Here is a 19,179-nt window from a genome sequence, read left to right on the forward strand (position 1 = left end):
AGGGTCATGCAGCCCTATCTCAAGCTCCTCTCCGATATTCTTGAACACGGCACCGACAAGTCGGACCGCACCGGCACCGGCACGCGGAGCCTTTTTGGCTACCAGATGCGCTTCGATCTTTCGAAGGGCTTCCCGCTGGTCACCACCAAGAAGGTGCACCGTAAATCCATCATCAATGAACTGCTCTGGTTCATCCGCGGCGAGACCAATGTGCGCTGGCTGCAGGAGCGGGGTGTCAAGATCTGGGACGAGTGGGCCGACGAAAACGGCGATCTCGGACCCGTCTATGGCTCGCAGTGGCGCTCATGGCCCGCGCCCGATGGCCGCCATATCGACCAACTCGCCAATGTCGTCGAATCGATCCGCAACAAGCCCGACAGCCGCCGCCACATCGTCAGCGCCTGGAACCCGGCGGAGGTCGATGAAATGGCGCTGCCGCCATGCCATTGCCTCTTCCAGTTCTACGTCGCCAACGGCAAGCTGAGCTGCCAGCTCTATCAGCGCTCCGCCGATACGTTCTTGGGCGTCCCCTTCAACATCGCCTCCTACGCGCTCCTCACCCACATGATGGCGAAAGTGACTGGGCTCGAAGTCGGCGATTTCGTCCACTCTTTCGGCGATGTGCACCTCTACAACAATCACTTTGAGCAGGCCCGTCTGCAACTGACGCGCGAGCCGCGGCCGCTCCCCAAGCTGATCATGAACCCCGAGCGCAAGCGGCTCGAGGATTTCGTCTACGAGGATTTTGTTTTCGAAGGCTACGATCCGCACCCGCACATCAAGGGCGCCGTCGCGGTATGACCCGCTCGATCGCTGAACTTACGATGCTCGTCGCGCGTGTCTCGGACATGTACGCGGCCGAGACCGGTGTTCAGCGCGATGACGATTGGTATGCGCTCAAGATGCAGGAAGAGCTGGGCGAACTCATCGCCGAGCATTTGCGTCTAACCAATCGTGGCCGCCGCAAGGATTTTACCGACGCCGAGATCACCGCGCGCCGCGATGACGAAGCCGCCGATCTCCTCGCTTTCCTCCTACTTTATGCCCAGCGCCACGGCATCGACCTCGACGCGGCGCTTGATAGAAAATGGTTCGCCTATCTTCGCCGCGACGGCGAAACCGGCTAAAACCCTTGCCGGATGTTGTGGGCGAGAGTCCGATCTTGCCGCTAAGCCTTTGATTTTCGGGAGAGAGACAGTGCTGATCCGTCCCCTTGCCAGTGCCATTGCGCTGGGCTGCCTGAGCCTGCCGGCCCTTGCCAACGATACCTCCGCCGTACTCACCACGGGCGGGCTCGACTTCGTCCAGCACGGCGATATCTCGATGGAAAGCGAAGAGCTTTTCATCTCCATGGACGAAATCCGCGTCACCTATACGTTCAAGAACAATTCCGACTCCGATCAGGATGTGCTCGTCGCGTTCCCGATGCCCGAGATCGTGCCGAACCCGTTCTCGCCCGTTTCCTACCCGACCGGCCCGGCCGATAATCTCTTCGAGTTCCGGACGACCTTCAACGGCCAACCCGTCGACGCCGAACTTCACGAATATGCCTATTCCGCCGGCGTCGATCGCACCAAGCTCGTGCGTCAGCTTGATCTGCCCATCGTTCCCTTCACCGACGAAGCCATGAGCGCCACTGAAGCGCTCAGCGAGGAGGACAAGGCAAACCTGCTTTATCTCGGCATGGTCATTCCGGATGAATATGACGCGGGGCAGGGCTGGGAAAAGCATTTCTGGCCAAGCTGGTCCTATCGCGCCACCTATACCTGGAATGCGACCTTCCCGGCCGGGGAAACCGTCACCGTCGAACATCGCTACAAGCCCAGCGTCGGCGGCACGGTCGGCGTTTCCATGCTCGCCGAACCCTCAGAAGGCTATGATCCCGGCGCCGAATACCGCGAGCGCTATTGCACCGATGATGGCTTCCGCGCCGCCGTCCGCAAGACGCTCAAGGACCCCAAGGATCTCTGGTCCGCCCCGTTCACCGAAAGCTGGATTTCCTACATCCTGACGACGGGCGGCAATTGGGCCGGCGGCAGCATCGGAAAATTCCGCCTCGTGATCGATAAGGGCAGTGAAGACAATCTCGTCTCCTTCTGCGGCGACGATATCAAGAAGATCGGCCCGACCACCTTCGAAATGGTCAAGACCGATTTCTTCCCCGAAGACGAGATCAACGTCCTGATCCTCGTCCGCCAGGAAGACCAGTAAGCCTTGACCAACCTCGTCATCCGCGCCGCCATTCCCGGCGACGAAGCCACCATTTTGCAATTCGTGCGCGATCTCGCCGAATACGAAAAGCTCTTGCATGAAGTAGAGGCGAGCGAGGCCGATTTGGCACGCGATCTCTTTGGTCCGGCGCCCAAGGTCTTCTGCGATATCGCCGAATGGGACGGCAACCCAGTCGGCTTCGTCCTCTGGTTCTATACCTATTCAACCTTCCAGGGTCGCCACGGCATCTGGCTCGAAGACCTCTATGTCGACCCAAACCTGCGTGGCAAAGGTCTCGGCAAGGCGCTGCTCGTCCATCTGGCGCAGCGCTGCGTCAGCGAAAAGCTCGGGCGCTTCGAATGGTGGGTGCTCGATTGGAACGAGCCCTCAATCAAATTCTACAAGAGCCAGGGTGGCGTCATGCAGGACGAGTGGACCAAGGTGCGCATCGATGGGGCAGCGCTCGAGGCGCTCGGCAGATCATGACCATCCGCCGCTCGCTCATCGCCGCGGTCGCGCGCAACGGCGTCATCGGCAGGGACGGGGACATGCCCTGGCGTATTCCGTCCGATTTTGCCTGGTTCAAGTCAACCACTATGGGCAAGCCCATGATCATGGGCCGCAAGCAATTCGAGACTTTCCCGAAACCCTTGCCCGGCCGCCCACATATCGTCGTCACCCGTCAAGGCGACTACGCGGCCGGGGGCGTGACCGTCGTCAATGACCTCGACGCTGCCTTTGCGGATGCAGAAACCCAGGCAAACGCCCTTGGCGCCGATGAAATTATGGTCATCGGCGGGGGCGACATATACGCGCAGGCGCTGCTGTCAGCCGACCGGCTTTACATCACCCATGTCGACCTCGAACCCTCAGGCGACGTGCATTTTCCGGCCATCGACCCCGAAATCTGGGCTGTTGTCGACGAGCCCCCGGTCACCCCGTCCGACAAGGACGCGGCAACCTATGTGATAAAAGTCTACGAAAGACGGTCCAAGCCCACGCATTGATCGTTCTCAAGCCTTGCCTATATATGTTTCCAACGACAATGCGCAGGAACCGAAAGGAACGAGATGCCTTGGGAGAATAATGGAGGCGGAGGTGGCCGCAATAATGGCGGTCCCTGGGGCCAGGCACCCGGTGGAGGTGGCGGCGGCCCGCGCCGTCCCGGTGGAAACACTCCCAATCTCGAGGAAATTCTCAATCGCGGTCGCGACCAGTTTCGCGGCGGTGTGCCCGGCGGCCGCTGGGCGATTGTCGGCGCCGTTGTCGCGCTGCTCGCCTTCTGGGGCGTCAATTCGGTCTATACGATCAATTCGAGCGAAGTCGGCGTCGAGCTGCGCTTCGGTTCGCCCAAGCCAGAACTCTCCGGCGAAGGCCTGCATTTCCTGATCTGGCCGATCGAAACGGTGGAACGCGTTCCCCTGACGCTCAATCAGACCCAGATCGGCACGGCCAATTCCAATGCCACGCCGACATCCAACCGCCCCCAGGCGAACAATGCGCCGGCGAGCGAAGGCATGATGCTTTCGGGCGATCAGAATATCGTCAGCGTTCAGTTCTCGGTCTTCTGGGCCGTCAACGATCCGATCGCCTATCTCTTCAACGTGCGCGATCAGGAAGCGATGATCCGATATGCCGCCGAAAGCGCCATGCGCGAAGTCGTCGGCCGCCGTCCGGCTCAGGAAGTCTATAGCGACGACCGCGCCGGCATTCAGCAGGAAGTGCTCGGGATCATCCGCAACGTCGCCGAAAGCTATGGCCTCGGCGTAAACGTTTCGCAGGTGCTGATCGAAAACGCCGGCCCGCCTGCAGAAGTCATCGACGCCTTCAACGAAGTGCAGCGTGCCCGCCAGGACGAAACCCGTCTTCAGGAAGAAGCCCGCTCTTACGCCAATACGCTCCTCGGCGATGCCCGTGGTCGTGCGGCGGCTCAGCGCGAAGACGCTGCCGCTTACACCAACCGCGTGGTGCAGGAAGCAACCGGTGAAGCCGAGCGTTTCAACGCCGTCTATGCCGAATACGTCAATGCGCCTGAGGTGACGCGTCAGCGTCTCTATCTCGAAACCATGGAAGAGGTTCTCGGCGGCTCCGAAAAGGTGCTGATCGAGAGCGGTGCCAATGGTTCCGGTGTCGTTCCCTACTTGCCGTTGCCTGAGCTCCGTTCGCGGACCACGACGACAACCACGCCGAACGCGACGGGGAACTGATCATGACGAACCGCCTCTTTATCATCGGTGCCGTCATCGTTGCGGCGCTCTACGTCCTCTTCTCCTCGATCTACGTGGTCGATGAGCGTGAGCAGGCCATCGTCACGCGCTTTGGCCAGATCACCGATATCCGCACCGAGCCGGGCGTCTACTTCAAGATCCCGACCGATTTCGTCGATCGCGTCCAGCTCGTCGAAGACCGGCTCCTGCGCTACGATATCGCCAATATGCGCGTTCAGGTTTCGGGCAACGCCTTCTATCAGGTCGATGCCTTCCTGACCTACCGCATTGCAGACGCTCGTCTCTTCCGTCAGCGCGCCACCGGCCAGCTTTCGGTGGTCGAAGATCGTATCGGAGCCAACCTCGACTCGGCCCTTCGCCAGGTCTATGCGGCACGCGAATTCAACGCGGCTCTTTCGGACCAGCGCGCCCAGATGATGCAGGAAACCCGTGACCTTATCCGTCCGGATCTTGCTGAAATCGGCGTCGATGTCGTCGACGTGCGTATCCTGCGGACTGATCTCGATGCCGACGTTTCGGCCACGACCTTCGAGCGTATGCGCGCCGAACGTCTTGCCGAAGCGGCTCTGCTCCGCGCTCGCGGTGAAGAGCAGGCCCAGAGCCTCCGCGCTATCGCTGATCGTCAGGCTGTCGAAATCGTCGCTGCCGCCACGCGTGATGCCGAAATCATCCGTGGTACGGGTGATGCGGAACGCAACCGCATCTTCGCGGCTGCGTACGGTCAGGATCCCGAATTCTTCGAGTTCTACCGCTCGATGGAATCGTATCGCACGGCTCTCTCGAACACCGGCACGACCATGGTCCTCTCGCCCGATAGCGCCTTCTTCCGCTACTTCGGTTCGAGCGGCGAACTGCCGGCCGCCAACACGAACTTTGCGACGCCTATCGCGCCGCAGCCAGTTCCCGAAAGCGCGCTGCCAAGCACGGAACCCGCTCTTGATGGCCTCGGCATCGAAGAGACGATCGCCCCTCCAGCCGTGACGCTGGAAGACGGCTCCGAGCTGACCCCCACGGTCGGCACGGAAGCCCCAGCACCGGTGGAAGCTCCGGCAACCACGACGCCCGCCCCAGCCACCACCCCGGCTCCGGCAACGGGCACCGGCGGTTAGTCTGGACCCGACGAAATGCGAAAAGCCCGGCATCGCTGCCGGGCTTTTTGTTTTTGAGGGCGGCGAAGACCCCCACCTAGCCTCCCCCTGGTAGGGGGAGGGATCTGCCGCTGGCCCACAGTCACCAAGGCAAACTCAATGTGTCCCTCCCCCTGGCAGGGGGAGGCTAGGTGGGGGTAAATCCTAACCCCCCCAAAACTTATCCATCTTCTCCCCGCTCACCAAAACCTCGCCCATACTCCACCCATTCCGCCAGTCACACGGCCCCCACGCAGGGTCGGGCGGAATGGCCGGTGGATGGGGGCGCCTATCCGGGCGGGGAGTTGAAATACGGCAGCCGCGACTGAAATAACGTTCGCGCCTGATCCCGGACCCGCTGCAAACTCCGGATCCTGTGACGGGCGGCCTTTGGCTCCCAATGTCTAAACAGGTAGAGCCAATGGCCGCCCGTCACCGTGAAACCGCAACGCCAAAAGGCCGGGCGGCGCTTCGGCACGCCCGCTCTATCGAACGAAATCTTCGTCCGAATACCCCTGCAGGTAGAGCAGCGCGGTCAGATCTCCATGGTCAACCCGATAGCCGGCGGCAGCAGCCACGGCAGGCTTGGCATGGAGCGCCACGCCAAACCCTGCAATGCCGATCATGTCGAGATCATTGGCGCCATCGCCGACGGCAACCGTTTGCGCCAGCGTCAACCCGCGCTCGGCCACCAGGGCTTCGAGCCGCTCACGCTTGGTGTTCTTGTCGACGATCGGCTTTTGCACAGTCCCCGTCAGCGCATCGCCATCGAATTCGAGCACATTGGCGATTGCTTCATCAAAGCCGATGCGCTTGGCAAAATAGTCGGCAAAGAACGTAAAGCCGCCCGAGACCAGCGAAGTATAGGCGCCATAGGCCTTCATCGTGTGGACCAGCGTCCGTCCGCCCGGGGTCAGGGTGATGGCCTCGCGGCGGATCGCTTCGATCGTCGCGCGCTCCAGCCCCTTGAGCAGCGCTACGCGCGTATCGAGCGCCTCGGCAAAATCCAGCTCGCCCCGCATAGCGCGCTCGGTGATCTCTGCAACCTGCGGCTTCAAATCTAGCGCGGCTGCCATTGCGTCGATGCATTCCTGCTGGATCATCGTCGAATCCATATCGGCAATCAGCAGCAGCTTACGGCGGCCTTCCGTCGGCACGATATTGACGTCGACCGCGCGACTGCCAATGATTTCGCGCGCGATTTCGGCCGCGTCCGGCGCCTTGGGCTCTAGAATATCGCAGGCGACCTGATGGGTCAGCCAGTTGAGTTCTCCGCCCGTTTGCTGCACGACTGCCGCCGCGAGCGAAACGTCCAGTTCGGAATCGGCAGGATTGGCAATGAGGCTGAGAACCGGCATGGCGGAAGCGACTTTCGGAGGGCTGAAGCATGTCTCCCGAAAGTGGGGACCGGTTTCGGGATAAAGACATGCGTGAAAACAAAGAACCAAAGCCCTTGGGCTTTGGGATGACGCGCCAGAGAAGCGCCGTCCTGATAGCGGGTCCCACCGCAAGCGGCAAGTCGAGCCTCACTTTGGCGCGCGCCCGGGAAAGCGGCGGCGTCATCGTCAATGCCGATTCCATGCAGCTCTACGACACGCTCCGCATCGTCACGGCCCGCCCGTCCGAAGAAGACGAAGCGCAGGCCGAACATCGGCTCTACGGCACGGTGCCGGCAGCGACCCGCTTTTCGACCGGCCAATGGCTCACCGCTGTCCGCGCCATTCTCGATGATATCGACCCCGCCCGCGAAGTCATTTTCGTCGGCGGCACCGGCCTCTATTTCGATGCGCTCATCAAAGGCTTTGCCGATGTCCCGGAAATCTCCCCCGAACTGACACTCGCTGTTCAGGACGAAATCCTGCACCTCGATGAAGCCCGCCGCATGGCTTTGCTGCAGCGCGAAGACCCCAAGGCCGCAGAACGGCTCGGCGTCGCCGATCCCCAGCGCGTCATCCGCGCTCTCGCCGTCAAGCGCGCCACCGGCCGCCCGCTCTCCGACTTTCAAGACGATCTACAGCCCGGCCTTCTCGATGGCTGGGCGATCGAGCGCTTTGTACTCTCGCCCGATCGGGACGTGCTCCGCGCCCGCATTGCCCGACGCTTCGAAGCCATGTTCGCCAGTGGCGCCGTCGAAGAGGTGAGAGCGCTGCTCGCGCAAAATCTCGACCCATCTTTGCCGGTCATGAAAGCCATCGGCGTCCGCGAAATCGGCGATTGGCTCGATGGCGTCCAGAGCCGCGAAGACGCTATCTCGCTCGCAACCATCGCCACGCATCAATATGCCAAGCGCCAGCGCACCTGGTTCCGAAACCGCATGGGCGATTGGCCGCGCCTCGGCCTCGAGGGCGCGCCCTTGGTTTAGGCCGGTTGGCCAATCCCACGCATCAGACCGATGCGCTCGCGCAGCGCAAACCGCGTCACCAGCACCACGGCAACGAAAGCCAGGCCCGCAGCCAGGCCGATCCAGATGCCGACGCCACGCCATTCCGCCACGAAGCCGAGGAAATAGGCGATCGGCAGCCCAACCATCCAATAACCCACGATCGCCAGAATCATCGGTGTCTTGGTGTCGCTCAGCCCACGCAGCGAATGCGCCGCAACGACCTGCGCGCCGTCGACGAGCTGGAAAACCCCGGCGACGACGAGGAATGACGCCGCCAGCGTCAGCGAGGTGACATTGGCATCGACATGCGGATCAAGAAACACTTTTACGATATGCGGCCCGAAGGTCAGGAACGATATGCAGGATACGGTCATGAAGGCGGTGCCCATCATGAACGACGTCCAACCCGCCTTGCGAATGCCTTCCACATCGCCGCGCCCATAAGCCATGCCGACACGCACCGTCGCGGCAACGCCCAAGCCGAGCGGCACCATGAAGGCGATGGACGCGCATTGCAGCGCAATCGCGTGCGCCGCGACCTCGTCCGTCCCGAGCCGGCCCATCAGCAAGGCAGCAGCGGTAAACATGCCAACCTCGGCGACGACCGTCAGCCCGATCGGCGTGCCGATGCGGAAAATCTCGCGGAAGCGCGGCCAATCCGGCTTCCAGAATCGCAGCAGCACATGAAAGCGCTTCAGCCGCCGATGCCGAACGACATAGGTCACCATGGCGATGAGCATCACGACATTGGTCAGCGTGGTCGCGATCGCCGCCCCGCGCAATTCCAGCCGCGGAAAGCCGAAGTGGCCAAAGATCAGCACATAGGCGGTGAGGGCATTCACCAGCACGCCCATCACGGTGATGACGAGAATCGCCCGCGTCGCATCGAAAGCGGACAGCAGCGAGCGGAACGCGATGATGCCGAGGGCAGGGAACAGCGACCAGGCAGCAATCTGGATGAACTGATTGGCCAATTCCGTCGCCTGGGGATCTTGGCCCAGCGCCTGATAGATCGGCTTAATCTGCAGCACGATCGGCACCAGCACCATGGCCAGAACGATCGCTGCCCAGCAGCCTTGCCGCACGATGCGGCGCACCGCCTTGATGTTCCGCGACCCGCGCGCCTGCGCCACGAGCGGGGCTACAGCGCCGACGACACCGATGCCGCCAACCAGAAACGGCATGAGAAATGTCGTCGCCAACGTGCCGGCCGCGAGATAGTCGGAGCCGAGCCAGCCGAGAAGAATCACGTCCGTAGTGTGAAGGGCATTTTGAGCCAATTGCGCGATGACCAGCGGCCAGGCGAGCGCAAAGGTCGCGCGGAATTCGCTCGCCCAACTGCTCAAGCCGGTTTGTTCGGCGTCGTTGCCAGCGCCCGCGACATTATCGGTCATTTCCATTTCCCACCTTCAGGCGTCATGCTCTAGTCCAAAGCGGCTGCCGCTGGAAGATGGAGACGAAATTGACGCTCGCATTGCGCAGATCATTCATGGTGCTGGCAGGTTTGCTGGGTGCGCTCGGCGTCGCGAGCGCGGCCGCGGCGTCCCATGGCTCCGACGTTCGCAATGTCGCGGCCATATCGACGATCGCACTGGCCCATGCTCCGGTACTCTTGTTTCTTGCACTGGTCGGCCGGGGTAGGGCCCTTGTCGCAGCCGGCGTAATTCTCTCGATCGGCGTAATCTTATTCACGGCTGACCTCGCCATGCGACAATGGCTGGGCGCGCCATTGTTCCCCGGCGCAGCGCCGCTTGGAGGTGGAGCCTTGATCGTTGGCTGGATTGTGATGGCGATTTCAGCCGCGTTCCGGTCATCCTTTAACAATTGATTCAAACTTTCTTGAGCGCGATCCGGAACCAAGCCCAAAATTCCGCATTATGTGATCGATCAGTTCCCTGGAGGATCCTATGCATAAGTTCTTGATTATCGCCGCCGCCACCCTCTCCCTGGCTGCCTGCACGACCACACAGCAGGGCGCTACGGTTGGCGCACTCGGCGGTGCCGTTGTTGGTGCTGCCGCAACCGGCGGTAGCGGTGTAGGGACCCTCGTTGGCGCCGGCGTTGGCGCAGTCGTCGGTGCAGCCGCTGGCGACGTCCTCGGCCGCGTTGAAGGCAGCAACGACCGTTGCGTCTATCAGCGTCCGAACGGCACGCGTTACGTCGATACCTGCCCACGCGGCTAATTTCGCTGAGGCGGTTTAAGACCTAAACCGCTGATGTGGTGCAAAGGCACCCGGTCGGATCCCCCACCGACCGGGTGTTTTGCCGTTCACGATTGCACACGCGTGCAATTGAAGCCGACACAATGGTTCGCTATTGGTTAATGTCAGCATCCGAATCATCGATCCGGATTTATGTCTAAGGGCGTGAAGTCCCCACTGTTTTTCTGGCGCCACCGTGAGATGGCGTTGCACCGGAGCCAGAGTTATCGCGCCATTGACCAGTCCGTCTGAAACCATCCCGCCAGCTCCTGAGCAGTTCGGAGTCCGACAGTCGGGCGCGCTGCCCTATGCCTATATCAATGGTAACCTTCACTTTCTGATCGTCACCACGCGACGGTCCGGGCGCTGGATATTTCCAAAGGGCGGTGTGAAGCAGGGCTATACCCCATGGGATAGCGCGGCCTGCGAGGCGGAAGAAGAGGCGGGGGTGGCCGGCGAGATTTCCGATCTGCCGATCGGCGCATATCAGGCGCGGGTCGGGTCCGATGCACTGCTGGTCACCGTCGATATCTATCCCCTCGAGGTGACGCGCCAGTATGATCAATGGCGCGAAAAGGGTCAGCGGCTGCGCCATTGGGCGACCTTACCGGAAGCACAGCGGCTGCTCGGTGAGCCGGTTCTGTGTGACCTGGCCGAGAAGCTGGCGCGGCAGTTGAGTTCTGGCGGTAGAGCCGCTGGTCTTGACATGGACGATCCAAAACCTCTATCAAGACGCATCTGATTTTTAGGAGAGGTCCCGTGCGGGCACTCATTCTCGTAGTACGCTGGCGCATCGGCAACGTGGGGTAAGTCCCCGCGCGATAGCTGGTGCGCCGAACACAGGTCCCGAAAGGGGCCTTTTTTATTGCCTTTTTTTCGCAAAAGCGGTTTGAAGGCGTCAAGAAACGTAATGCCCGGTACGGTGGGCTCGAGGAGTAGGAAGCGCAAATGGCCGAGAAAATGACCGGCGCGGAAATGGTGATCCAGGCGCTTGCGGATCAAGGTGTTGAACATATCTTCGGCTATCCCGGCGGTGCCGCCTTGCCGATCTACGATGCGATGTTCCAGCAGGAGCAGGTCAAGCACATCCTGGTGCGCCACGAGCAGGGCGCCACGCATATGGCCGAAGGCTATGCCCGCTCGACCGGCAAGCCCGGCGTGGTGCTGGTGACTTCCGGCCCCGGCGCGACCAATGCGGTGACAGGCCTCACCGATGCGCTGATGGATTCCATCCCGCTCGTTTGCATCACGGCCCAGGTTCCGACGTCGCTGATCGGCACGGATGGTTTCCAGGAATGTGACACCGTCGGCATCACCCGCTCCTGCACCAAACACAATTATTTGGTGAAGGATATCAAGGACCTGCCGCGCGTGCTGCACGAGGCTTTCCATATTGCCACGACCGGCCGTCCGGGCCCGGTGGTGGTCGATATTCCAAAGGACATCCAGTTCGCCCTCGGTGACTATTACAAGCCCGAAATCGAGACCCTCCGCCACGCTTCGTACCGTCCCCAGGTGGATGGCGATCTCAAGGCCATCGAAGCAGCTGTCGATCTCATGCTCAAGGCCGAGCGTCCGGTGTTCTACACCGGCGGCGGCGTGATCAATGCTGGTCCCGAAGCCTCCGAAAACCTGCGCGAACTCGCCGAACTCACCGGCTTCCCGGTGACCTCGACGCTCATGGGTCTCGGCGCTTTCCCGGCATCGAATTCGCAGTGGCTCGGCATGCTCGGCATGCACGGCACCTACGAAGCCAATTGGGCGATGCACGACTGCGACGTCATGATCAATATCGGCGCCCGCTTCGATGATCGCATCACCGGCCGGATCGATGCGTTCTCGCCCAATAGCCGCAAGATCCACGTTGATATCGACCCGTCGTCGATCAACAAAATCATCCGCGTCGATATCCCGATCGTCGGCGATTGCAACCGTGTGCTCGAAGAGATGATCCGCGTCTGGCGCAGCCGCACCAATCAGCCGCGCACGGAGGCCATTGCGCCGTGGTGGAAGCAGATCGAAAAGTGGCGCAGCGTCGGCTCGCTCAATTTCAAAAACTCCGAGACGACGATCAAGCCGCAATGGGCGATCCAGCGCCTGTATGAAGCGACCAAGCAGCAGTCGAAGGACGTGTTCATCACGACAGAAGTGGGCCAGCACCAGATGTGGGCTGCCCAGCACTTCCACTTCGACAAGCCCAATCGCTGGATGACTTCGGGTGGCCTCGGCACCATGGGCTATGGCCTTCCGGCTGCGGTCGGCGTGCAGGTGGCGCATCCCGATGCGCTGGTGATCGACATTGCCGGCGAAGCGTCGGTGCAGATGACCATGCAGGAGATGTCGACGGCGGTTCAATATCGCCTGCCGATCAAGATCTTCATCCTCAATAATGAGCGCATGGGCATGGTTCGTCAGTGGCAGGATCTGCTGCACGGCTCGCGCTATGCGCATTCCTATTCGGAATCGCTGCCCGATTTCGTCAAGCTCGCCGAAGCCTATGGCGGCAAGGGGATCCGTTGCGAAAACCCGGCCGAACTGGACGCCGCAATTGCCGAAATGCTCGACTATGACGGCCCGGTTCTGTTCGACGTCATCGTCGAAAAGGACGAAAACTGCCTGCCGATGATCCCATCGGGCAAGCCGCACAACGAGATCATCCTGCCCGATACGGCCAATCTCGGTTCGATCATCGACGAAAAGGGGCGCGCGCTGGTCTAAGCCGGCGGCGGAGGAACGAGAAATGAACGCACATATGCAGCCGACCGGGTCCGCTTATTTCCTGACCCAGGAAACGCAACAGACCGAACGCCATACGCTGTCCGTCCTCGTGGACAATGAGCCGGGAATCCTCGCGCGCGTCGTCGGCCTCTTTTCGGCGCGCGGCTATAATATTGAAAGCCTGACCGTCAGCGAGACGGAACATGGCCGGCGACTTAGTCGCATCACTGTCGTCGTGGTCGCAACGCCAAAGGTGCTGGTGCAGATCAAGCTCCAGCTCGAGCGTCTCGTGCCCGTCCATCGGGTGCATGACCTGACGGCTGAGGGCAACTATGTCGAGCGCGAGCTGGCCCTGATCAAGGTGAAGGGCACGGGCGAGCACCGCGCCGAAACGCTTCGTCTGGCCGATGCCTTCCGCGCCCACATCGTTGATGCCACCGTCGAGAGCTTCGTCTTCGAAGTGACCGGCAAGCCGGACAAGATCGATAGCTTCATCGCCTTGATGGGCCCGCTCGGTCTCGTCGAAGTGGTGCGGACCGGCCTCGCTGCCATCGGCCGTGGTCCCGAAGGCATGTGATTAAGCGCCGCCGCGGGCAACTGCGGCGGCCTTTCTATCCACGTAGTCAGGCGTGGATATATGATGATGCCGGGCACATAATCTGACCGGTTCATAAAAGGTTGGCTTGGGCGGCCCGCTCTGCTTGGTGTAAGGCAGGGGCAATCACTCGGGGCCGTGCCATGACTCTTCTGTCCGTCAATCTCAACGCCGTCGCACAATTGCGCAATCGCCGCGATTTGCCGTGGCCCAGCGTCACCGGCATTGCGCGCGTGGTTCTCGATGCGGGCGCGAGCGGCATCACCATCCATCCCCGGCCAGATGAGCGGCATATCCGTCGCACCGACGTTTACGACCTCAGCACTCTGCTGCGGCAGGACTATCCAGACGCAGAATTCAACATCGAGGGATATCCCAGCGATGACTTCCTCGAACTGATCGAGGACGTTAATCCGCACCAAGTGACGCTGGTCCCGGACGATCCGGCTCAAGCCACTTCCGATCACGGGTGGGATTTTGTTGGCAAGAACAATTTTCTGACCTCCGTCGTCCAGCAGATGCGGCGGCCCGATTGTCGTATTTCCCTCTTCTGCGACCCTGACGCCGGAAGGGAAGGGGTCGCGGCCGCGAAAGCCACAGGTGCGGACCGGATCGAATTGTTCACCGGCCCCTATGGTGCCTGTTATGCCGATCCGGAACAGGCACTGGTCGAACTCGAGGCGCTTGCCATTACCTGCCAGGCCGCTCTCGACGCCGGCCTTGGAGTCAATGCTGGCCACGACCTCACGCTTGCCAACTTGCCAGCCTTTCAACTCGCCGTTGTCGGCGTTGCCGAGGCATCCATCGGCCACGGCATTACCGCCGATGCTTTGCTGATGGGGTTCGATGCAGCGACCAGGCGTTATATCGAGGTTCTAGCCTGACCCTCATTGTTTCGGCTCTGCGAACGCTTCGTCGCCGCCTGGACGACGGAGCCAAGGCGCCGCGTTACAACTCCGCCTGACAATCGCTAAACATCAGCCAGATCCAATACTTACATGAATGTGCCTTAGGCAATCGTGTGACCCTGGATCACACGTCGGTGCCCTCTTGAGGAAAATGCTCTCAGGCACATATATCGCCTCAGTTACCTTTTGTGACCAAGGAGGGCATCAAATGTCCAAGCTCAAGATCGGCGTCATCATCTCGTCCACCCGTCCCACCCGTTTCGGCGATGTCCCCGCCAAGTGGATCCTCGAAAAGGCGAACGAGCGCCCCGAAATCGAAGCCGAGATCGTTGACCTCCGCGATTTCGACCTGCCGTTCTTCGACGAAATGGCCTCCAATGCCTGGATGCCGTCGCAGAACCCGGAAGCTGTTCGCTGGCAGAAGAAGATCGGCGAATTCGACGGCTTCATCTTCGTCGTTGCTGAATACAACCGCGCTGTCACCGGCGCGCTGAAGAATGCTCTCGACCAGGCCTATGTCGAGTGGAACAGGAAGGCTTTCGGTGCAGTCGGCTATGGCACTGTCGGTGCTGCTCGCGCCATCGAAAACCTCCGCACCATCGGTATCGAACTCCAGATGGTTTCGACCCGCTCGGCCGTTCACATTGCCGGCGGTGACTTCTTTGCCGTGCACCCGCTTGGTCAGCAGAACAAGCCAATGTCCGACATCGAGCCGTCGATCGGCGCTTCGACCAAGGACATGCTCGACCAGCTTATCTGGTGGGGCAATGCAGCCAAGGCTGCTCGCGGCTAAGCCGCAGCGCCAACCGGAATAACGAAGACCTCCAAGTCTCGTTTGCCTTGCAGGGGTTGTGCCGAAAGGTGCAACCCCTGCATGCCTTTGTAGTTCTGTAACTCTAATGGTGTTGTGTGTGGGAATGGGCGGGTGTATAGCGGCGCCCGCCCTTAACAGCGAGAGCCCAAAAGCTCATGACGCAAGTGGATTCGACCGGTCATGCCGGTGTGGCAGCGACCGGTGACGCCGGGCACTCACACAATAATCTCCCCATTCTCACCCTTGGCGCCATCGGCGTCGTCTATGGGGACATCGGCACTAGCCCGATTTACGCCTTTCGTCAGGCCATGCAGGTCAGGCCCGGAGCCGCAGCGTCGAACATCGAAGTGCTGGGCCTTCTCTCGCTGATCGTCTGGGCGCTGACCCTGACGGTGGCCGTCAAATACGTGTTCTTCGTGACCCGCGCCGACAATAATGGCGAAGGCGGTACGCTGTCGCTGATGGCGCTGGCGCGCAAAACATTCACCAATCCGCCGATCTGGATCACGACGCTCGGCGTTCTCGGCGCGGCGCTTTTCTTTGGCGACGCGATCATTACGCCAGCAATTTCAGTGCTTTCCGCCGTCGAAGGTATCGAACTGGTTCAGCCGGGCATGACCCGCTGGGTCGTACCGATCACCCTTGTGATCATCCTTGGCATTTTTGCCGTCCAGAGGTTCGGCACGGCCAAGGTCTCGATCGTTTTCGGCCCGGTCACCATGGTCTGGTTCTTGACGCTCGGCATCGCCGGTTTGGTCAACATTTTCCAACACCCCGATGTGCTCCAGGCGCTTAACCCGCTGCTCGGCCTGCAGTTTCTGACCACACATATCGGCATCGCTTTCGTCGTCGTTGGTGCCATCTTCCTTGCCGTGACCGGCGCCGAAGCGCTCTATGTCGACCTCGGTCATTTTGGCCGCAAGCCCATCGTCCTCGCCTGGTTCGGCCTCGTCTTTCCCTGTCTGCTGCTCAACTATTTTGGCCAGGGCGCCTACGTCATCGGCCATGGCGTCGATAACGTCGCGAGCCCGTTTTTCGAAATGATCCCGGAATGGGGCCTTTTGCCCTTCGTCGGCCTCGCTACCCTCGCGACGATCATTGCGAGCCAGGCGGTAATCACCGGCACCTATAGCCTTACGCAGCAGGCCATCGCCCTCAATATGCTGCCGCGCATGGTCGTGCATCACACCTCGGCGACGCAGAGCGGCCAGATTTACATGCCGCAGATCAATTCGATGCTGATGATCGGCGTGCTGGTGCTAGTGGCGGCGTTCAGAAGTTCTGAAGCCCTTTCAAATGCTTACGGTATCGCCGTTTCCGGCGTGATGATCGTGACGCTGCTGCTTCTCGTTGTCGTCATGTGGCGCAACTGGAAATGGAACCCCATTGTCGTCGTCCTCTTCGGTGCCGTCTATCTGTGCATCGATGGCGGCTTCTTCGCCGCGAACGTGTCCAAGCTTTTCCAAGGCGGCTGGGTGCCGGCGGCAGTTGCACTCGGGGTCGCACTCCTGATGTGGAGCTGGATGGCCGGACGGAAGCGCCTGGCGGACAAGACGCGGCGCGACGAAGTTCCGCTGGAGTTTCTAGTCAACAATCTGGCCAAGAAGAAACCGACCACGGTGCCCGGGACCGCGATCTTCCTCACCAGCGATATCGAAGGCGCGCCGACGGCGCTCTTGCACTCTCTCAAGCACTACAAGGTGTTGCACGAGCAGAACGTCATCCTGACGGTCAAGACCTCGGCCTCTCCGCGTGTGCCAGATGATGAGAAGGTGACGATCGACGCCTACAACGAGCTGTTCTTCCGTGTCGTCGTGACCTTCGGCTATATGGAAACGCCGAACATTCCCAAGGCCTTGGCGCTCGCCCGCAAACTAGGCTGGAAGTTCGATATCATGTCCACCTCTTTCTTCCTGTCGCGTCGGTCGCTCAAAGTCGGAAACAAAAGCGGCATGCTGCGCTTCTGGCAGGATCGCCTCTTCGTTCGTTTGGCGCGCAACGCCAGCGACGCGACGGAATATTTCCATATTCCGACGGGTCGAGTTGTCGAGATCGGCACGCAGGTGGTGATTTAGGCCGCTTATTTCGGCATGTCAGGGCAGACATAGGGAACGTCGGCCAGCACGAATCGCTGTTCGACATTCTCACTAACCAGATGCAGGTTGAGGACCAGTTCGCTCGGCGACACGCTGACAATGTCCGCATTGATGGTCATGCCATCTTCGTCCCAGGAAATGGCTGTGTCAGAAACCTGCTGCCATTTGGAGAGGCGGTAGGTCTCCCAGCAGCTATCGGTGACTAGCGTGCCGTCGGCGAGAAAGATCTGCGCCGCACCGGGGCTAGCGGTATCACCCTGCTGTATCCAGACTTTGTTGAGCAATGGGTTGTCGCTGTCAGTATCGACGTCGCCATCGATCGCAGTGTCTTCTGCCGCTGCGGGAATGCACCCCGCGGCGCCGACACCCCAGACGGTGAGCAGGGCAATGATTGCTGCCTTGGTATCCATGCACTTCTCCCTTTATGCAGCCAAGATGGTCACCTCAAATGACAGGTACAAGGCTGTTCCCGCCTTGCGGCGAAATTTCGATGGCTGAGAGGATTTTTGGGGGCGGCCGGACGAGATAGCTATTGGCGGTGAGATAAACGAAAGCCCATCTAACCTCACGGTCGGATGGGCTTATTTTGTTTCAGGTCGGACGAGAGGTTGTGCCGGGCTTGAGATTGTTAGGCGCGTTGTAGGCCGAGGATGCGGTCGTGATCGGAAACGCGTTGCGTTTGGACCGGCCAGAGCGAGTAGTCGACGCTGCCCAGTTCGCGTTGAGCATGAACGGGCCAATTGGGGTCGTTCATTGCGCCACGTGCAAGGGCGATGAAATCGGCGTCGCCGCGCTGGATGATCGCTTCGGCTTCATGCACATCGCCAAGAAGACCGACGGCCATAGTGGGGATATCGGCGCCTTGCTTGACCGCCCGGGCGAAATCGACCTGATAGCCGGGCGCCGAGGCGATACGGCCCTGCGCAAACCCGCCGCTCGAACAATCGATGCCATCGACGCCGCGTGCCTTAAGTTCGCGCGAGAGCACGACGCTGTCCTCGACCGTCCAACCGCCTTCGGCATTGTCGCTGACCGAGATGCGCGCGAGGAGCGGCTTGTGGGCCGGCCAAGCGGCGCGCACAGCCTCGGTGACCTCAAGCACCAAGCGCATGCGGTTCTCTCGGCTGCCGCCATATTCGTCGGTCCGATGGTTGGCGAGCGGCGAGAGGAACTGGTTGAGGAGGTAACCATGGGCGGCGTGGATTTCGACCGTGTCGAAGCCCGCCTTTTCGGCGCGAAGCGTCGCGGCGACGAACCCATCAATCACATGCTGGATGCCGGCCTGGTCGAGTTCTGTCGGCACTTGGAAGCTCGGATCAGCCGGATTGGCCGATTCAGCGCTCGGCGCAACAGGCTGCCAATGTTCGTAACCGGCGGCCTTCTTCTGCTCCTCGGTCTGCAGCTCTTCCGGGCCGCGCCAGGAAACGGGGGTCGAAGCCTTGCGGCCGGCATGGGCAAGCTGGATGCCCGCGGCCGAGCCCTGCGTGTGGAGGAAGTCTACGATACGAGCGAGGGGAGCGATATGCTCGTCTTTCCAGAGGCCGAGATCGGCATAGGAAATGCGGCCTTCTGCAACGACCCCAGTCGCCTCGAAAATAACGAGCCCAAAGCCGCCGATGCTGAAGCGGGCGAGATGGGCGAAGTGCCAATCATTGGCGAAGCCATCGATAGCGGAATATTGGCACATCGGGGCGACAACGGTTCGGTTGCGCAGGGTCAGGTCGCGCAGGGTGATGGGGGAAAATAGTTCGGTCATGAAATTCTCTCGAAAGGCGTCGCCGGAAACGGCATCGCTGGATAGATGCACTTCGTTCGCTCTATCGGCAAGTGCCGATGGAGATATTCGTGGGCCGACATTGCAGGGGTGCGTGTTAAGCAGCTCTGGCATGGGCAGAATC

General features: G+C 60.9%; 20 protein-coding genes. 16 read left to right on the top strand and 4 right to left on the bottom strand.

What is annotated here, in order from left to right:
• Nucleotides 1–6 precede the first annotated feature (6 nt).
• From DevBK_RS03465 to hflC, 7 genes are all read left to right on the top strand, one after another.
• On the top strand, nucleotides 7–801 hold the full coding sequence (locus DevBK_RS03465; RefSeq protein ID WP_317184475.1) for a thymidylate synthase: 795 nt from the start codon (nucleotides 7–9) through the stop codon (nucleotides 799–801).
• A complete protein-coding gene (locus DevBK_RS03470) occupies nucleotides 798–1,127 on the top strand; it encodes a hypothetical protein (protein ID WP_061911032.1) in 330 nt (109 codons plus the stop codon). Before DevBK_RS03465 ends, DevBK_RS03470 begins: the two co-directional genes overlap by 4 nt.
• Nucleotides 1,128–1,197: 70 nt before the next feature.
• On the top strand, nucleotides 1,198–2,211 hold the full coding sequence (locus DevBK_RS03475) for a DUF4424 domain-containing protein (RefSeq protein WP_317184476.1): 1,014 nt from the start codon (nucleotides 1,198–1,200) through the stop codon (nucleotides 2,209–2,211).
• Between the two features lie 3 nt (nucleotides 2,212–2,214).
• A complete protein-coding gene (locus DevBK_RS03480) occupies nucleotides 2,215–2,697 on the top strand; it encodes a GNAT family N-acetyltransferase (protein ID WP_317184477.1) in 483 nt (160 codons plus the stop codon).
• Entirely contained in the window at nucleotides 2,694–3,218 is a 525-nt protein-coding gene (locus DevBK_RS03485; RefSeq protein WP_317184478.1) for a dihydrofolate reductase, read from the top strand. Before DevBK_RS03480 ends, DevBK_RS03485 begins: the two co-directional genes overlap by 4 nt.
• A 63-nt stretch (nucleotides 3,219–3,281) precedes the next feature.
• A complete protein-coding gene (gene hflK / locus DevBK_RS03490; protein ID WP_061911040.1) occupies nucleotides 3,282–4,418 on the top strand; it encodes an FtsH protease activity modulator HflK in 1,137 nt (378 codons plus the stop codon).
• Between the two features lie 2 nt (nucleotides 4,419–4,420).
• On the top strand, nucleotides 4,421–5,548 hold the full coding sequence (gene hflC, locus DevBK_RS03495) for a protease modulator HflC (RefSeq protein WP_062631786.1): 1,128 nt from the start codon (nucleotides 4,421–4,423) through the stop codon (nucleotides 5,546–5,548).
• 503 nt (nucleotides 5,549–6,051) lie between these two features.
• On the opposite strand, the gene serB is transcribed toward hflC, so the two are convergent.
• Complete coding sequence (gene serB / locus DevBK_RS03500) at nucleotides 6,052–6,924, bottom strand: phosphoserine phosphatase SerB (RefSeq protein WP_317184479.1); 873 nt, start codon at nucleotides 6,922–6,924, stop codon at nucleotides 6,052–6,054.
• Between the two features lie 68 nt (nucleotides 6,925–6,992).
• On the opposite strand from serB, the gene miaA reads away from it, so the two are divergent.
• Nucleotides 6,993–7,928 carry a tRNA (adenosine(37)-N6)-dimethylallyltransferase MiaA gene (miaA, locus tag DevBK_RS03505; RefSeq protein WP_317184480.1) on the top strand — a complete coding sequence of 312 codons (936 nt, stop codon included), beginning with the start codon at nucleotides 6,993–6,995 and terminating at the stop codon, nucleotides 7,926–7,928.
• Here the strand turns inward: miaA and DevBK_RS03510 are convergent.
• Nucleotides 7,925–9,343 (bottom strand): MATE family efflux transporter, encoded by a 1,419-nt coding sequence (locus tag DevBK_RS03510; RefSeq protein WP_317184481.1) that lies wholly within the window; start codon nucleotides 9,341–9,343, stop codon nucleotides 7,925–7,927. The genes miaA and DevBK_RS03510 overlap by 4 nt on opposite strands.
• A gap of 68 nt (nucleotides 9,344–9,411) precedes the next feature.
• On the opposite strand from DevBK_RS03510, the gene DevBK_RS03515 reads away from it, so the two are divergent.
• The 8 genes from DevBK_RS03515 to DevBK_RS03550 all read left to right on the top strand — a co-directional run bounded on the left by DevBK_RS03515 (nucleotide 9,412) and on the right by DevBK_RS03550 (nucleotide 17,260).
• A complete protein-coding gene (locus tag DevBK_RS03515) occupies nucleotides 9,412–9,777 on the top strand; it encodes a DUF423 domain-containing protein (protein ID WP_317184482.1) in 366 nt (121 codons plus the stop codon).
• A gap of 79 nt (nucleotides 9,778–9,856) precedes the next feature.
• Complete coding sequence (locus tag DevBK_RS03520; RefSeq protein WP_061911048.1) at nucleotides 9,857–10,132, top strand: YMGG-like glycine zipper-containing protein; 276 nt, start codon at nucleotides 9,857–9,859, stop codon at nucleotides 10,130–10,132.
• Between the two features lie 253 nt (nucleotides 10,133–10,385).
• Nucleotides 10,386–10,892, top strand: coding sequence for an NUDIX hydrolase (locus DevBK_RS03525; RefSeq protein WP_317184483.1), 507 nt, complete (start codon nucleotides 10,386–10,388; stop codon nucleotides 10,890–10,892).
• Nucleotides 10,893–11,098: 206 nt separating this feature from the next.
• Complete coding sequence (locus DevBK_RS03530; protein ID WP_317184484.1) at nucleotides 11,099–12,868, top strand: acetolactate synthase 3 large subunit; 1,770 nt, start codon at nucleotides 11,099–11,101, stop codon at nucleotides 12,866–12,868.
• 22 nt (nucleotides 12,869–12,890) lie between these two features.
• Nucleotides 12,891–13,445 (top strand): acetolactate synthase small subunit, encoded by a 555-nt coding sequence (gene ilvN / locus DevBK_RS03535; protein WP_061911054.1) that lies wholly within the window; start codon nucleotides 12,891–12,893, stop codon nucleotides 13,443–13,445.
• A 161-nt stretch (nucleotides 13,446–13,606) separates the two neighbouring features.
• The gene (locus DevBK_RS03540) at nucleotides 13,607–14,347 is read left to right on the top strand and encodes a pyridoxine 5'-phosphate synthase (protein ID WP_317184485.1); all 741 of its coding nucleotides are present in this window, start codon (nucleotides 13,607–13,609) and stop codon (nucleotides 14,345–14,347) included.
• A 232-nt stretch (nucleotides 14,348–14,579) separates the two neighbouring features.
• Nucleotides 14,580–15,164 (top strand): NADPH-dependent FMN reductase, encoded by a 585-nt coding sequence (locus DevBK_RS03545; protein WP_061911058.1) that lies wholly within the window; start codon nucleotides 14,580–14,582, stop codon nucleotides 15,162–15,164.
• A gap of 176 nt (nucleotides 15,165–15,340) precedes the next feature.
• Complete coding sequence (locus DevBK_RS03550) at nucleotides 15,341–17,260, top strand: potassium transporter Kup (RefSeq protein ID WP_082461345.1); 1,920 nt, start codon at nucleotides 15,341–15,343, stop codon at nucleotides 17,258–17,260.
• Nucleotides 17,261–17,265: 5 nt separating this feature from the next.
• On the opposite strand, the gene DevBK_RS03555 is transcribed toward DevBK_RS03550, so the two are convergent.
• The gene (locus DevBK_RS03555) at nucleotides 17,266–17,691 is read right to left on the bottom strand and encodes a hypothetical protein (protein WP_061911061.1); all 426 of its coding nucleotides are present in this window, start codon (nucleotides 17,689–17,691) and stop codon (nucleotides 17,266–17,268) included.
• 218 nt (nucleotides 17,692–17,909) lie between these two features.
• Entirely contained in the window at nucleotides 17,910–19,037 is a 1,128-nt protein-coding gene (locus tag DevBK_RS03560) for an NADH:flavin oxidoreductase/NADH oxidase (protein ID WP_317184486.1), read from the bottom strand.
• Nucleotides 19,038–19,179: the final 142 nt, after the last annotated feature.

Origin of the sequence: Devosia sp. BK (assembly GCF_032907385.1) — a bacterium.
Classification (GTDB): Bacteria; Pseudomonadota; Alphaproteobacteria; order Rhizobiales; family Devosiaceae; genus Devosia.

Bases quoted from the DNA above. Each gene is read 5' to 3' on its own strand.
- DevBK_RS03465 (WP_317184475.1), top strand. From the start codon at position 7: ATGCAGCCCTATCTCAAGCTCCTCTCCGATATTCTTGAACACGGCACC.
- DevBK_RS03470 (WP_061911032.1), top strand. From the start codon at position 798: ATGACCCGCTCGATCGCTGAACTTACGATGCTCGTCGCGCGTGTCTCG.
- DevBK_RS03485 (WP_317184478.1), top strand. From the start codon at position 2,694: ATGACCATCCGCCGCTCGCTCATCGCCGCGGTCGCGCGCAACGGCGTC.
- hflK (WP_061911040.1), top strand. From the start codon at position 3,282: ATGCCTTGGGAGAATAATGGAGGCGGAGGTGGCCGCAATAATGGCGGT.
- hflC (WP_062631786.1), top strand. From the start codon at position 4,421: ATGACGAACCGCCTCTTTATCATCGGTGCCGTCATCGTTGCGGCGCTC.
- serB (WP_317184479.1), bottom strand. From the start codon at position 6,924: ATGCCGGTTCTCAGCCTCATTGCCAATCCTGCCGATTCCGAACTGGAC.
- miaA (WP_317184480.1), top strand. From the start codon at position 6,993: ATGCGTGAAAACAAAGAACCAAAGCCCTTGGGCTTTGGGATGACGCGC.
- DevBK_RS03510 (WP_317184481.1), bottom strand. From the start codon at position 9,343: ATGACCGATAATGTCGCGGGCGCTGGCAACGACGCCGAACAAACCGGC.
- DevBK_RS03520 (WP_061911048.1), top strand. From the start codon at position 9,857: ATGCATAAGTTCTTGATTATCGCCGCCGCCACCCTCTCCCTGGCTGCC.
- DevBK_RS03530 (WP_317184484.1), top strand. From the start codon at position 11,099: ATGGCCGAGAAAATGACCGGCGCGGAAATGGTGATCCAGGCGCTTGCG.
- ilvN (WP_061911054.1), top strand. From the start codon at position 12,891: ATGAACGCACATATGCAGCCGACCGGGTCCGCTTATTTCCTGACCCAG.
- DevBK_RS03540 (WP_317184485.1), top strand. From the start codon at position 13,607: ATGACTCTTCTGTCCGTCAATCTCAACGCCGTCGCACAATTGCGCAAT.
- DevBK_RS03545 (WP_061911058.1), top strand. From the start codon at position 14,580: ATGTCCAAGCTCAAGATCGGCGTCATCATCTCGTCCACCCGTCCCACC.
- DevBK_RS03550 (WP_082461345.1), top strand. From the start codon at position 15,341: ATGACGCAAGTGGATTCGACCGGTCATGCCGGTGTGGCAGCGACCGGT.
- DevBK_RS03555 (WP_061911061.1), bottom strand. From the start codon at position 17,691: ATGGATACCAAGGCAGCAATCATTGCCCTGCTCACCGTCTGGGGTGTC.
- DevBK_RS03560 (WP_317184486.1), bottom strand. From the start codon at position 19,037: ATGACCGAACTATTTTCCCCCATCACCCTGCGCGACCTGACCCTGCGC.